Raw genomic sequence first — 14,814 nt, forward strand, 5'->3', positions numbered from 1 at the left:
CGAACTGGATAAATGCATAGATGGCAAGGAAAACTAAATATAATTCAATATTTTAGCGTCGAGTTCACGTTAATTTATTCTCCAACTGAATAAAATCATTCAGTTTTTTCCCTTGAATATCAGTCTGAATTATATTTTGAGAATAACAAAACTGACTGATCAGGAGAATCCCTAATATTTTAATTTTCATCGTGTTTTATCAAAAAATTTCTGAATTACTTCACAATCTTATAAGGTTTAATTCCCATAATCTTTCCGTCTGTTTCAAAAACTGCCGTAATCACCTCTTTCGGTTCAGCAGCTTTATCATCAGAATATTTATACTGAATCATTGGCAGGCTACTTCCGTCAATTAAGGGTTTATAACTGGCTTTTATAATCTGAAAAGTTTTGTTCGTCTTAATATCTGCGGCAAGCTTTTGGTAAACAACATCTGTTACCATCTTTTTAGCTTTTTCAGATAAAAGTTCATCCATGGCTTTTCGGTCAGAAACCTTCAGGGCTGCAATAAATTTCAGAAATTTTCCGTTGTAGAGTTCAATCTCCTCCTTCGTAAGACTTAAAGAAGGTTTTACATCGGTGGCTACATTTGTGTTCGTGTTCTTTCTTGTTTCCGGTTTCACATTTTTTGTCTTTTGCGAAAGAAAAAACGGCGCCGACAAAACGGAAAGAACTAAAAGTATTTTTTTCATTATGTTTAAACTGTTTCAATAAACAATAAACGGAATACACGATTCTGTATTGCTTATCACTTATAAATTACCTACTGTAATCCGGCATTACTCCTAAGATTTTACCGTCATTTTCAAAAACTACGGTAACCAGATCTCTTGGAGGAGAAAGCGTATCGTCTTTATATTTATACTGAATCGTTGGATAAGTTTCGTTATCCAGCAGTTTCTGGTAGCCGGATTTATACACTTCAAATGTACGTTCAAAGCTGATTCCGCCTGATAATTTCTGAATGACATTGTCTGAAACAATACTTTTTACTTTATCTGAAATCAGAGTATTGACGGCTTCTTTATCCGATCTTTTTAATGCATCCACAAATTTCAGAAAATACGGATGATAAAAGTCGATTTTATCTTTACTCAATTCCGAAGTAAGTTCTATTTTCTTGCTTTCAACAACTTTAATTTTGCTTTCCTGCGAAAAACCCGCCTGAAAAGCCAAAGCCGCAACAATCAGAAGTATTTTTTTCATAATAAAATGATTTGCTGACAGCAAGATACAAAGAATTATATTACGGATAAAAATTTCATCGTATCTACATTATCCGCATACGTATTCAACCCCGGATTTTGGGCTTCTCCCAATTTAATGGAATCCAAACCAAGCTCATCTTTCGCCACCACACACTGAATGTTTTCTTCGTTTTCCGAAATAAAACTTTTCACTTCATCCAGAGAAGAATATCTGCTGAAATTGATCACGGAAAGCGGACTGAACAATTTCTCATCCTCCTTCAGCATCACAAAATTATTATCCCAGAATTTATCCTGATTTAAAAGATAAACCGCCCTGTTGTAATCATAATTATTAGCATATTTATTATGATTGATGATCTCCTGAAAATCCAGAAAACTTTCAAATAATCTGTCGATAACAAAATCCTGAGGAATAAAAAGCCGGGTTACATTTCTGCATCCCAAACCGAAATAACGGAAAATATCTTCCGCCAGAAGTTTAAGCTCCTCTTCCGTTTCATACCCTTTTAAAACAGCAATGGAAGTTCTGTTTTTTCTGATGATATTCAGGTGGTTTTTAAAATAATACTCAAGATATCTTGCCGTATTGTTGCTTCCTGTTGCAATTACCGCATCAAAATTCTCCAGTCTTTCTACAAATTCAAACGATACATTTCCTTCCGAAAATTCATTCCATTTCTTTAATAAAAACGGAATCATGTATTTATCTTTTGAAGAAAGCTTGATCACCGGAATATGATTGCTCAGCACCACAGAAATTACATCATGAAATCCCACCAAAGGAATATTTCCTGCAAGAATAAGCCCTACTCTTTTCGTAGTTTTTGAAATCTGATATTCTTTCAGCCAGTCGGCAATATTTTCTTCCGTAAGAAGATCCGTCCACTGTTTCAAAGCAAACTTCTGGTTTTCAATGGTAAACCACGGATTTTCAATTTCAGATCGTTTCAGTAACAATTCAAAGTCTGAATCGTTATCATTATAATCCTCCTGATTTTTATCTAAAAAGTCTTTTATATATCGGCTTAGTCTCGTAAGTCCTAAAACTTGATTTTCGGTATTCATAATTGCTTTAAAATTGGGGAATATTTTGTAATTTTGTGCAAATTTAAAAAAAATTAGCGATGGCTATTAAAATAACTGATGAATGCATTAACTGCGGAGCCTGTGAACCGGAATGTCCAAACAATGCAATTTATGAAGGAGCAGTAGACTGGAAAGCTTCAGAAGGTACAGAACTAAAAGGTACCGTAACATTACCATCAGGTCTTACAGTGGATGCAGATGCGCCGCAGGAACCTGTAAGTGATGATGTTTATTTCATTGTAACAGATAAATGTACGGAATGTAAAGGATTCCATGAGGAGCCACAGTGTGCAGCCGTTTGTCCGGTAGACTGCTGTGTTCCGGATGAAGATCATGTAGAATCTGAAGAAGCACTGCTTAATAAGAAAGCATTCTTACACGGAGAATAAAAAACTGCCGTCTCATCAATCATGAGGCGGTTTTTTATATACAAAAACTCAGAATAATTCAATAAGAAACTATAAATGAATCTGTAAGAAGAAATTTTTACAGGAAATCCCAAAAAATAATAATATGAGCAAAAAGCACAACTTTAGCGCAGGGCCATGTATTTTACCACAGGAAGTTTTCGAAAAATCGGCACAGGCGGTTTTAGATTTCAACGGAATCGGACTTTCCCTGCTTGAAATTTCGCACAGAAGCAAAGATTTCGTAGCGGTAATGGATGAAGCACGCGCTATCGTAAAAAGACTGATGAATTTAGGAGATGATTACGAAGTTTTATATTTAGGAGGCGGTGCAAGTCTGCAGTTTGCCATGGTTCCTTACAACCTGATGAAAGTAGGCGGAAAAGCAGCTTATCTGGATACCGGAACATGGGCTGCAGGAGCTATTAAAGAAGCTAAAAAAGTAGGAACCGTAGACGTTGTAGGTTCTTCAAAAGAAGAAAATTATTCTTTTATTCCGAAAGATTACACCGTAGGTTCAGAATATGATTATTTCCACTGCACTTCCAATAATACGATCTACGGAACTCAGATGAAATCTTTCCCTGAAGTAGATACTTTGATGGTTTGCGACATGAGTTCTGATATTTTCTCAAGACAATTAGATTTTTCAAAATTTGATTTAATCTATGCCGGAGCTCAGAAAAATATGGGACCTGCAGGAGTAACTTTGGTGGTAATTAAAAAAGAAATTTTAGGAAAAACAGGAAGAGAGAATATGTTCTCTATTCTGGATTATGCTCAGCATATTTCTAAAGAATCCATGTACAACACACCACCGGTTTTCCCTGTTTATGCTTCTTTATTAACGTTACAGCATCTGGAAAACAATGGTGGAATTGCCGCTGCGGAAGCCAGAAACGAAGCAAAAGCAAAACTGTTATACGATGAGATCGACAGCAATCCTTTATTTGAAACATTCTGCGTAAAAGAAGACCGTTCTTTAATGAATGTATCTTTCAAAATTACAGACGAAAGCAAAAAAGAAGAATTTGATGCGGCATGGAAAGCTGCGGGAATCAGTGGACTGAACGGACACAGAAGTCTGGGAGGTTACAGAGCCAGTTTGTACAATGCCTTACCGATTGAAAGCGTACAGGTTTTAGTAGATGTTATGAGATCCATAAAATAATATAAATTATTAAATTTCAAATACTTAACAAATATTTAATGTTATTTTAAATTTTCTTAATTTGCGAGACTGTTTAAATTTTGAACCATTAAATATTTAAGTCAAAATAAAACCATGAAAGTTTTAGCCAACGACGGAATTTCGAAAGCAGGAGAACAGGCACTTAAAGATGCCGGAATTGAAGTTCTGGACAACAGAGTTGCACAGGATCACGTCATTAATTTCATCAACGAAAATAACGTGGATGTTCTTTTGGTAAGAAGCGCTACCAAAGTAAGACAGGATCTCATTGATGCCTGTCCTAGTCTTAAAATTATCGGAAGAGGCGGAATCGGGATGGATAATATCGACGTTGAATACGCTATTGATAAAGGAATCTACATCATCAATACGCCGACTGCATCCTCAAAATCGGTTGCAGAATTGGTGTTTGCACATTTCTTTTCACTGGCAAGATTTCTTCATGAATCCAACAGGTTAATGCCTTTGGAAGGAGAAACCCACTTCAACGCCATGAAAAAATCCTTCTCGAAAGCATACGAACTTTCAGGAAAAACATTGGGTGTTATCGGCTTTGGAAGTATCGGGCAGGAAGTTGTAAAAATGGGAATATCTCTGGGAATGAAAGTGAAAGTGCTTACCAGAAAACCTAAAACCAAATTTCTTTCGCTGGAATTTTTCGACGGACAAACTGTTAATTTCGAAATTACTTCCACCAACGATATGGATGAATTCTTAAAAGATACAGACTTCATCAGTCTCAATACGCCGAAAACAAACGAATATATCATAGACACGCCACAATTTGAAAAAATGAAAGACGGAGTCTACATTGTAAATACTGCAAGAGGAGGTGTGATGAATGAAGTTTCCCTGATAGACTTCATCGAATCCGGAAAAGTTGCCGGAGCAGCACTGGATGTTTTTGAAAAAGAACCCACTCCGGAAGTGCTTCTGCTGATGAATCCTTCGCTTTCCCTTTCTCCGCACGTAGGAGGAAATACCGTGGATGCACAGGAAAAAATCGGACTCGAGCTTGCAGAACAGATTATTAAGATTAAAGAAACTATAAACTAAAATATGCCTATTTTTAAACCTTTTCGTGGAATAAGACCTCATAAAGACTATGAGAGCACCTTCCCTACTCATCCTCTGGACAATTTTACGCAGGAAGAGATCGCGGAAAAAGCTCAGGTGGAAGACACTTACATCAACATGATAAAGCCTTATGTCGTAAGTAAATCCAAAGATATCGACAGGAATTTAAGGAAGATCCGGTCGACTTTTGAAGAATTGATGGAAGAGAAAAAACTCGTTCAGGACAATTCTGCCTACTATCTTTATGAACAGATTTATCCCAACAAACAGGTTTTCAGAGGGCTTCTCGGTTTGGCGAGTATCGAAGATTTCTGGAACGGAAAAATCAAGAGACACGAAAGTACCATTCCCCAGAAAAAAGAAAAACTGGCTCATTATCTTGAAAAAGTAAATCTTCAGGCAGAACCTGTACTTCTTACCTATCCTGCAAATTCGAAGATCGAACTGCTGATGAACCATGAGGAGAAAAACGTTCCGATTTTCAATCATGTCGATACCAAAGGAATCCGTCATAAAATCTGGAGAATCGATAACCGTTTAAAACTGCAGCAGTTTAAGGAAGTGATCGATCAGATCGATTCTTTTTACATTGCAGACGGACACCACAGAATTGGTTCCACTGCACTGAACGCCAAACATCAGAAAGAAAAAAACAAAAGACATAACGGAACGGAACATTACAATTTCGTGTACAGCTTTATCGTTTCCAACCAGTCAATAAAAATCCACGATTACAACAGAATCTTAACCGATCTTAACGGTCTTTCGAACGAAGAATTTTTAAAGGAACTGGAAAAATATTTCCTGATCCACGAAAAAGGAGAAACGGCATATTTTCCTTCGCAGAAATTCCACATTTCGATGTATATGGACGGTAAATTTTACTCCCTTCACGTAAAGCACGATCTCCGTTCTCAGGAAATGTCTCTGGATAATCTGGATCATCATCTTTTAGACAAATACATCTTTAAAGATATTTTAAAAATTGAAGATCCGGACAGCTCGGAGAAAATTTCTTACGTAAAAGGAACTTCCAATATTGAGGGGATCAATCATATTAAAGAAAAAGTAGACAACGGAGAAGGAAAAGCGGGATTCGGAATCTACCCTGTAAGTTTTAATGATATGATTAAAATTTCAGACCTGAAACTCAGCATGCCTCCGAAATGTACATTCATTGAGCCTAAATTGGTTACTGCGTTATTAATGTACGATATGAAACCTTAATCAGTTAACTTTATTCAATATAATTCTTTCGATTAACGCTAAGATTGCAAAGAGGTATTTAAAATTTTGAAATATATTCCGTTCGCAAAGGCACTTCGTTCAGCAAATGACGCCTTTGCTGAGTTACACGCCCTTGCGAACGGACAATTAAAGTTATACATAAAAATCCTCGGGTTCATTGCGTTAAAAATAATTAACTGCGGGTTTCTTAATCCGAATTTAGATTATATTACTATTTTTTCCCTACTTTTATCTGCGGAAAAGAAAAGGTAAATAAAAAATGAAAAAAATATTCATTATCATTCCACTCTTTTTGGGTGGATTTTTATTTTCTCAAAAAAAACCTCTGAAAAAGCCGGTTAAGAAAACTGCTGTCGGCGAAAAATTCAATTACCACGATGAATTTAAAAAGATTTCCGACGAAATCATGACCAACGGAACGGCATACGAAAATCTGGGACAGCTTACCAAAGGAATCGGGCCGCGTTTCAGCGCAACGCCGGGTTACATGAGGGCTGTAGACTGGGCAGAAAAAAAGCTTAAAGAAATAGGGATCGATATGATCTGGAAAATGGAAGCCAAAGCTCCGGTCTGGATCAGAGGAAAAGAATCTCTACAGATAAAAACCGCCAATGGAGACTGGAAAAACATCAGAATGCTTTCTTTCGGAAATTCTGAAGGAACGGGCGGAAAAGATCTTACCGGTGAAATTGTACTCATCAATTCTACCTCAGAACTTAACGCCATGTCGGTCGGACAACTGAAAGATAAAATCGTTTTTGTGAATCTTCCGATGGATCCAAAGATCATCAATACAAGCGATTCTTATTTAATCACTGCAAAATCCAAACTTATTTCCGCTTCCGTTATTGCTAAAACCGGAGCGAAAGCATTAATTATAAGATCATTAACCACGGCTTCAGACGATACGCCACACGCAAAAATGGTGTATTACGAACCGGATGATAAAATAAGAATTCCCGCTTTATCCATTGGAGTAAAATCTGCTGATGAACTGGAAAAATTATTAAAAAGCCAGAAAGTTACCGCCAAACTGAATATGACTGCCCAATCCAAAGGCGACACCACGAATCCGAATATCATTGCTGAAATTCAGGGTAAAAAAGATTCGAAGGTAATTGTTCTGGGTGCGCAGCTCGACTCATGGGATTTCGGAGAAGGAGCAATTGATGACGGAACCGGAGTCGCGCAGTGTATTGAAGTTTTAAGAACATTCAAAGCTTTAGGTCTTGAAAATAACCACACGATACGCGTTGTTTTCTACGCGAACAGCGAAAACGGCGGACAGGGGCGCGAAATGTACGCTGCGTATGTGAAGAAGAAAGATGAAAAGCACATTTTTGCACTGGGAACCGATGCAGGAGGCTATTCTCCGAGAGGATTTTCTTTAGATATGTCTCCGCAGAGAAGGAAACAGATTTTCGAATGGAAAAATTATTTCCTTCCTTATGGCGTTTACGATTTTGACCAGACAGAAGCCATTCAGGATATTTCTCCTTTAAAGAAAATGGATATTCCTTTGGCTGAGCTTGTGGTAGACACGCAAAGATATTTCGATTATCATCATTCCGAACAGGATACATTTGATAAGGTGAACAAAAGAGAGCTTCTTCTCGGGGCGGTGGCGATGACGCAAATGATTTTTATGATTGATAAAAACTGGTAAATACTTTTGGGGAATGAATATTTTCGACGACTTGATATCAAGAAGTAACCTCAATGGTTTTAAAATCATAAAAACAGATTACATTCCGGAAAAACAGCAGATTATACAGCTCAAGATAAAACAAAATTCTGAATTGTTTTTTGAGGTATTAGATCTGAAGAATCGTATTATAAGGGAAATTTTACTGGATGAAAAAATCTGTTTTACACCGTACAGCAGAATAGAGTTTCATCCGGTTGATGAAGATAATTTTTATCTGAGTGCTGGTTCTTGGCATTTAAAAATAAATTCTGACGGAAAAATTGCTTTAAGAAAGCCAAAGCAGTTCGAAAGTGTACACATTTTAAAAAATTATATTTTTCGGGAAGATTTAACCCTCACAGACCTGAAAGATTTTAAGGAATATGATTTAACGAAATTTTTTGATGAAAATTTTGATGAATATGAATTTATGTATTTTTACTATGAGGGTAGGTCTGAATTTTTTTCTTCATCCGACAGCAATATTCTCACAGTAACGCTCTATTGTAAAGACCGTGACGACCCAAAATTTCTGCATGTTGTTTTAAATATACATTCGCATGATCATATTGATATTTTATATTCTGAAAAAATAAATCAGTTGGGACATCATTACGTTATCAGTGAAAATCTGCAGGAGCTTGCTTTTGAAAACTATTTAGCGGATGATAAGAATCTCTGCATCCGGAAATTATCCAACGGGAGCTTTAACCATTCTAAAAGCATTAAAATTGAGGACTTTTCGGAGCTTATTTTTTTTAATGATGAAAAATTCATACTGCTTTTTGATGAAAAAATTGAGATCTGGGAAAGAAATGAAAACGGTCTTTTAAAAAGCATTCCGATTGACCGTGAATCTTCATATAAATTGGCAAAGAATATTCTCTTTTATATAAAAGATACAAAGCTGAATTATATTGAATTTTAAGCCGAATTCAATAACCTACATTTAATTAATCATTGGATATTTAAAATGAAAAAGATATTAGGAACAACTTTAACGCTTCTGGGCTTGGCGGTTTTTGGTCAGGCAAAAGAAGACTCCATACAGTTTGCAAAAATTTCTACGGAAATACTAAATAAAGGCAAAGCATACAATGAGCTGAGAGAATTAACCAAAAATATCGGTCATCGTCTCAGCGGTTCAGCATCCTACGAAAAGGCCGTAACATGGGCGGAACAGAAGCTTCGTGATGCTGGAGCCGACAAAGTCTGGCTTCAGGAAGTAATGGTTCCGGTGTGGGTTCGCGGAAAAGAATCTTTACAGATCAAAACCTCCAACGGAAAATGGAAAAGCTTAAAAATGCTTTCTCTGGGAAATTCTGAAGGAACAGGAGGAAAAGATGTTTCAGGAGAAATTATCATGGTGAGATCCATGGAAGAATACGATAAACTTTCGCCGGAGCAGGTGAAAGATAAGATTGTGTTCTTCAATTATCCTTTCAGTCAGACCTATATAGAAACATTCAGAGGATATGGTGATGCTGCAAAATACAGATCTACCGCTGCATCATTAACGGCTAAAAAAGGTGGAAAATTTGCCATTATCCGCTCTCTTTCCTCTGCTTTTGATGACGTTCCGCATACAGGTTCCATGCGTTATCAGGATGATAAAAAAATTCCTGCTGTTGCGGTCGGAAGCACGACGGCGGATGAACTGGCAGAACTTTTAAAATCACAGAAAATTACCGCTAAGCTCAACTCCAACTGTGGCATGAAGGGCGAAAAGCTCTCCCACTCCGTGATCGGAGAAATTACCGGAAAGAAAGATAAAAGCGTAATCGTTGTCGGCGGACATCTGGATTCGTGGGACGTGGGTGAAGGCGCACATGACGACGGTTCCGGAATCGTGCAGAGCATTGAAGTTCTGAGGACTTTTAAAAATCTAGGCATCCAGAATAATCACACCATCCGTGTCGTTTGTTTTGCCAATGAAGAAAACGGCGTGAAAGGCGGCGTTATGTACGGTAAAACCGTGAAAGAAAACAACGAAAAGCATCTTTTTGCCATAGAAACGGACGCGGGAGGATTTACCCCGAGAGGAATTTCCCTTGAAATGGATAACGAAAAAAGAAAGCAGATCCAGAGTTGGGCAGACCTGTTTTTACCTTACGGAGTTTATGATTTTAAAAATACGTATTCCGGGACTGATCTTTACCCGCTTCACGATTTAGGAATTCCGACAGCGGAACTGGTTCCCGATTCTCAAAGGTATTTCGACATTCATCATACGGAAGAAGATACTTTTGAAAAGGTAAACCGAAGGGAACTTCTGCTCGGAGCAAGTACTCTGACGCAGATTATTTATATGATTGATAAGAACTGGTAAAATATCATACACAACCGCTCTTTTAAGGGCGGTTTTTTTGTTTAAAATTCTGATGAAGAGACTCTTCGACAGGCTCAGAGTGACACCGCGAATACTAACTGTGTTATTTAAACAATGAAAGATTGTTTTTAGTAAAACCTTTAACGCTACATTGTCATCCTGAAAGGATCTCAACGATACATTTAAAACTTTGTTTAGATGCTTTCAGCATGAGATACTGTAAATAAATCATCGCCAATTGTTCTAAAAGTTATTTTATTTTTTGGTTTCTCGCAGATTTAGCAGATGATGCGGATTTTTTCTACTAAATCATCTGCTAAATTTGCAAAATCTGCGGGAGATAATAATCACTCATACAGCTTGTCATCCTGAAAGCATCTAAACAATGATTTAAAATAACAGAGATCAATAAATAAAACATTCAGAAACGAGCTCTTCGACAAGCTCAGAATGACACCGCGAATACTAACTGTGTTATTTAAACAATGAAAAATTGTTTTTAGTAAAATCTTTAACGCTACATTGTCATCCTGAAAGGATCTCAACGATACATTGAAACTTTATTCAGATGCTTTCAGCATGACATACTCTAAATAAATCAACCTCCAATTGTTCTAAAAGTTATTTTATTTTTTGGTTTCTCACAGATTGTGCAGATTACGCAGATTTTTTTTCAATTTAAAATTGTTTGTACTTTCTAAAATATATTTACAGCATTTTTGTCATCCTGAAAGGATCTAAACAATGATTTAAAATAACAGAGATCAATAAATAAAACATTCAGAAACGAGCTCTTCGACAAGCTCAGAGTGACACCGCGAATGCTAACTGTGTTATTTAAACAATGAAAGATTGTTTTTAGTAAAACCTTTAACGCTACATTGTCATCCTGAAAGGATCTCAACGATACATTGAAAACTTTGTTTAGATGCTTTCAGCATGACATACTGTAAATAAATCATCGCCAATTGTTCTAAAAGTTATTTTATTTTTTGGTTTCTCGCTGATTGTGCAGATTGCGCAGATTTTTTTCAATTTAAAATTGTTTATACTTTCTCAATGTATTCACAGTTTTTTTGTCATCCTGAAAGGATCTAAACAATGATTTAAAATAACAGAGATCAATAAATAAAACATTCAGAAACGAGCTCTTCGACAAGCTCAGAGTGACACTGCGAATACTAACTGTAATATCTTAACAATGAAGAATTGTTTTTAGTAAAACCTTTAACGTTACATTATCATCCTGAAAGGATCTCAACGATCAATTGAAAATTTTATTTAAATGCTATCAGCATGACAAACATAAAAAAAATCAATCTATATATGTACAGAATAATAACTGTTCTCTGTTTTGTACAGGCATTATAAGAATTTTTATATTTTTGATGAAACTCTTTGAAAGAGAGCATAGCAAAAAAAATAAAACAGCACAGGAGAATAAAAAAAGCTGCCGGAAAGTTTACAGAAAAAACATAAAATTCAGGATTGCATTATCGGAAACTTCCGAAAGTCTCATCCTCTTCGGGTTCTCTCCGTCGGAATTTCCGACGATAAGAACCTCTTACAGTTTGCCGTCGGAAATTTCTGAAGATAGAGAAAAAAAATATCCGCAGACTCAGTAAGACCCTGATCCTCTGTGGCAGATATAATAATAAAATATAACGCACATGAAAAAACTAATTTCGATGGATGCCACAAAACTGCATCATGCCGAATTCGGGCAGCTTATCATCCGTTTCTATGAAGATTTTGCAGCTTCTGCCCTGAATGCAGAAACAGACCCGGATTTTAAAAGAATGTACGATGCCATACAGGCACAGATTCCCACGTATAACAGCGCACTCGATCAGATACGTGCCAGTGAAGAATCTAAAAAGATCGCTGAACTGGACGATATTCGTGATGCCGACATGCAGGCGCTGAGAGATGCCATAAAACCGTACAGAAACGCCAAAACAGAAACCGAAAAGAATGCCTATGCTTTCGTAAAAATTCTTCTGGATCAGTATAAAAATGTGCAGGACGATTCTTACGAAGAAGAAACCATCCGCCTGAATACAATGCTGGAAAAGCTGCTTTCTTCAGAATACAGCGCAGCGGTTTCAGCTTTGGGACTGGTAAAATTCATCAATCATCTGGCAGAATCCAATACGGATTTTAATGATCTTTTTTCGCACCGTTCTTTTAAGACTTCCCAGAAACAGACCTATGATGTCAAGATGCTGAGACAGACGCTGAACACAGATTACAAACAGATGTGCAATTACATCGCAACGTTAGCCGATGTGAAGCAGGATATTTTTTATCAGAATGTTCTGGCGATTATCAATAACGGAAGGAATTATTTTGCCAATATTGTTCTGGCAAGAAGACAGGGAAAAAAGAATAATGATCCTAAAACAGATTAATGCTAAAACCGCTCTTTAAAGGGCGGTTTTTTAGTGAGGAACATTTTAAAACAAAACTCTTTAACAGGCTCAGAGTGACACCGCGAATACTAACTGCCATATTTAAAACAATGAAAAATTGTTTCGTTATTTTCTTTGGTAAAATCATTAACACAATCTTGTCATTCTGATTGAAATTTTGCGAAGCATGATGGAAAGAAGAATCTTTTGAATAGTCTCCCGCAGATTTTGCAGATTGCGCAGATTTTTTTCAATTTAAAATTGTTTGTACTTTCTAAAATGTATTCCCATCATTTTGTCATCCTGAAAGGATCTCAACGATACATTGAAAACTTTGTTTAGATGCTTTCAGCATGACATACCGTAAATAAATCATCCTCCAAATGTTCTAAAAGTTATTTTATTTTTTGGTTTCTCGCTGATTGAGCAGATTATGCAGATTTTTAACTTAATCATCTGTTAAATTTGCAGAATCTGCGGGAGATAATAATCCAAATCCTTCAGAAAAAGAGACTCTTCGGCAGGCTCAGAGTGACACCGCGAATACTAAATGCAATATTTTAAAACAATGAATAATTGTTAATCCTTTTTCATCCATTGAAGCAGTTTAAAATAAATTTATAAGGTATCTCAACTCTCAAAAAATTATCCTACTTTTAGCCCCTAAAATAATAAACATGAAGAAACTCATTTTTGCATTCTGCATGATCCTTTTATGCAGCAGCCAGATCGTAATGGCACAGTCTAAAGCCAAAACAAAAGTACAGACTACGAATAGTTCCAAAGAATCCATCTTAAAAGCCATGTATAAAGACATTTCTGAAAGCATGGTAAAAGAAGGAACCCCTAAAGAAAAGGCTGAAAAATTTGCAGACTGTCTTACTAAAGATCTTGGAGCAAAATTAACCACTGACGAGCTTAAAATGCTGGACAAGCTGAATACGATGAAAGACAAAAAAGAAAAGGAAGAACTTGCGAAAAAAGCAGAAAAAATGGGAATCAGAAAGAAAATGGAAACCGTGGGTGTTAACTGTGGATCGATCCTGAAATAGTGACAATTCCCAACAATCCATAAGATTCTTATTCACTAAAAAACAGACGGTACAAATGAATGTACCGTCTATTTTTTTTATATTTCTTTAAGCTGATTTCTACACAAACTCATTCGTGTCGGCTTTATATTTTTTGTTGAACAATCCTGCCTGTTCCAGCTTTTTCAGATGTACTTTCAGTCCGTTGATTCTTGTCGGATAATGCGTATTTCCTATCGTACACAGATTCTGGAATGCTTTTTCGTGACTGTCGGTATCCAGCGCATAACTGATTCTGTCATACGTTCCTCTTCCCTGATGCAGGATATCGCAGATCATAAAACACACTTTTGCAGGATAACCATTCAGGTTCAGTCTTTTGCTGTACTTTTTCATGTTTTCTTTATACAGACTGATGGAATGTTCCACCTGTACTCTTCTGTGTTTCGGGTCGTTGGAAGCCCAATGGATAAATCTTGCCGAGCAGATAAGTTCCTGCTGTTCCACTTCATTGGTGGTAGGATTCAGATATTCCATCAGCTTTTGAGAACTGCTGTCGTTTTCAAGCTGAGAAGTGGCTCCTGCATCATTTTTATAGAAAATGCGGTCATTAATCAGGCGAAGTCTCGGGAAGTATTCCAAAGCATTTGGTAAGGTAAGAAGTTTTCTGAAAAATCTTACAAAATCTCCATTCGGAACGTGTGCTGCAAACTGCATAAAACCGAACGTAAAGTAGGCTCTGTCATAGGTATTCAGGCAGAGAAAAGAGCCCTGACTTTCCACTTTCGCGGTAGCCTCGATAAAGTATGCCCAAAAACCGAATTCATTCACATAATCGGCGGCATTGTACACCAGATTATTAGAAACCGAAACATTGTAAAGTCCGAATCTCTGTTCATATTTCGTCTTGTAAGCCACGAAAAATTCCGGATCTGTAAGACCGGTTACTTTTGCATAATACGCGGTTTTTCCTGTGGAAGTAACTGCGGAACGGATTTTAAAATCGTAAGCCATAGTTAAAAGTTTTAAATTTAGTGTACTGCTAAGGTAAGATTTCCCTTTTATTTAACGTGAACTCGACGCTAAAATATTGAATTATATTTAGTTTTCCTTGCCATCTATGCATTTATCCAGT

Annotated in this window: 14 protein-coding genes; 10 read left to right on the plus strand and 4 right to left on the minus strand. The window is 36.6% G+C overall.

The features are described from left to right. Positions 1-215 precede the first annotated feature (215 nt). From H6W52_RS20135 to H6W52_RS20145, 3 genes are all read right to left on the minus strand, one after another. Positions 216-692 carry a peptidylprolyl isomerase gene (locus H6W52_RS20135; protein ID WP_116100059.1) on the minus strand — a complete coding sequence of 159 codons (477 nt, stop codon included), beginning with the start codon at positions 690-692 and terminating at the stop codon, positions 216-218. 67 nt (positions 693-759) lie between these two features. After that, a complete protein-coding gene (locus H6W52_RS20140; RefSeq protein WP_076390404.1) occupies positions 760-1,206 on the minus strand; it encodes a hypothetical protein in 447 nt (148 codons plus the stop codon). A 35-nt stretch (positions 1,207-1,241) separates the two neighbouring features. Beyond that, the gene (locus H6W52_RS20145) at positions 1,242-2,276 is read right to left on the minus strand and encodes an acyl-CoA reductase (RefSeq protein ID WP_116100058.1); all 1,035 of its coding nucleotides are present in this window, start codon (positions 2,274-2,276) and stop codon (positions 1,242-1,244) included. A 59-nt stretch (positions 2,277-2,335) separates the two neighbouring features. Here H6W52_RS20145 and H6W52_RS20150 point away from each other — a divergent pair, with 59 nt between their 5' ends. From H6W52_RS20150 to H6W52_RS20195, 10 genes are all read left to right on the plus strand, one after another. Further along, complete coding sequence (locus tag H6W52_RS20150; RefSeq protein ID WP_034682968.1) at positions 2,336-2,686, plus strand: 4Fe-4S binding protein; 351 nt, start codon at positions 2,336-2,338, stop codon at positions 2,684-2,686. Between the two features lie 124 nt (positions 2,687-2,810). Next, positions 2,811-3,875 carry a 3-phosphoserine/phosphohydroxythreonine transaminase gene (gene serC / locus H6W52_RS20155; protein ID WP_116100057.1) on the plus strand — a complete coding sequence of 355 codons (1,065 nt, stop codon included), beginning with the start codon at positions 2,811-2,813 and terminating at the stop codon, positions 3,873-3,875. A gap of 114 nt (positions 3,876-3,989) precedes the next feature. After that, entirely contained in the window at positions 3,990-4,952 is a 963-nt protein-coding gene (locus H6W52_RS20160) for a D-2-hydroxyacid dehydrogenase (protein WP_116100056.1), read from the plus strand. A gap of 3 nt (positions 4,953-4,955) precedes the next feature. Continuing rightward, entirely contained in the window at positions 4,956-6,200 is a 1,245-nt protein-coding gene (locus H6W52_RS20165; RefSeq protein ID WP_116100055.1) for a DUF1015 domain-containing protein, read from the plus strand. 280 nt (positions 6,201-6,480) lie between these two features. Further along, positions 6,481-7,887 carry a M20/M25/M40 family metallo-hydrolase gene (locus tag H6W52_RS20170; protein ID WP_116100053.1) on the plus strand — a complete coding sequence of 469 codons (1,407 nt, stop codon included), beginning with the start codon at positions 6,481-6,483 and terminating at the stop codon, positions 7,885-7,887. Positions 7,888-7,900: 13 nt separating this feature from the next. Then, positions 7,901-8,836 carry a hypothetical protein gene (locus tag H6W52_RS20175; protein ID WP_116100052.1) on the plus strand — a complete coding sequence of 312 codons (936 nt, stop codon included), beginning with the start codon at positions 7,901-7,903 and terminating at the stop codon, positions 8,834-8,836. Between the two features lie 45 nt (positions 8,837-8,881). Next, the gene (locus tag H6W52_RS20180; protein ID WP_116100051.1) at positions 8,882-10,237 is read left to right on the plus strand and encodes a M28 family peptidase; all 1,356 of its coding nucleotides are present in this window, start codon (positions 8,882-8,884) and stop codon (positions 10,235-10,237) included. Positions 10,238-11,625: 1,388 nt separating this feature from the next. Beyond that, on the plus strand, positions 11,626-11,862 hold the full coding sequence (locus tag H6W52_RS20185; protein ID WP_116100050.1) for a hypothetical protein: 237 nt from the start codon (positions 11,626-11,628) through the stop codon (positions 11,860-11,862). Positions 11,863-11,907: 45 nt separating this feature from the next. Further along, entirely contained in the window at positions 11,908-12,648 is a 741-nt protein-coding gene (locus tag H6W52_RS20190) for a DUF6261 family protein (RefSeq protein WP_116100049.1), read from the plus strand. A gap of 677 nt (positions 12,649-13,325) precedes the next feature. Continuing rightward, positions 13,326-13,700, plus strand: coding sequence for a hypothetical protein (locus H6W52_RS20195; RefSeq protein ID WP_123892026.1), 375 nt, complete (start codon positions 13,326-13,328; stop codon positions 13,698-13,700). Positions 13,701-13,799: 99 nt separating this feature from the next. Here the strand turns inward: H6W52_RS20195 and H6W52_RS20200 are convergent, their stop codons facing one another. Further along, positions 13,800-14,693, minus strand: coding sequence for a hypothetical protein (locus tag H6W52_RS20200; protein WP_116100047.1), 894 nt, complete (start codon positions 14,691-14,693; stop codon positions 13,800-13,802). Positions 14,694-14,814 lie beyond the last annotated feature (121 nt).

Origin of the sequence: Chryseobacterium sp. C2(2020) (genome assembly GCF_014218915.1) — a bacterium.
GTDB classification, from domain to species: Bacteria; Bacteroidota; Bacteroidia; order Flavobacteriales; family Weeksellaceae; genus Chryseobacterium; species Chryseobacterium mucoviscidosis.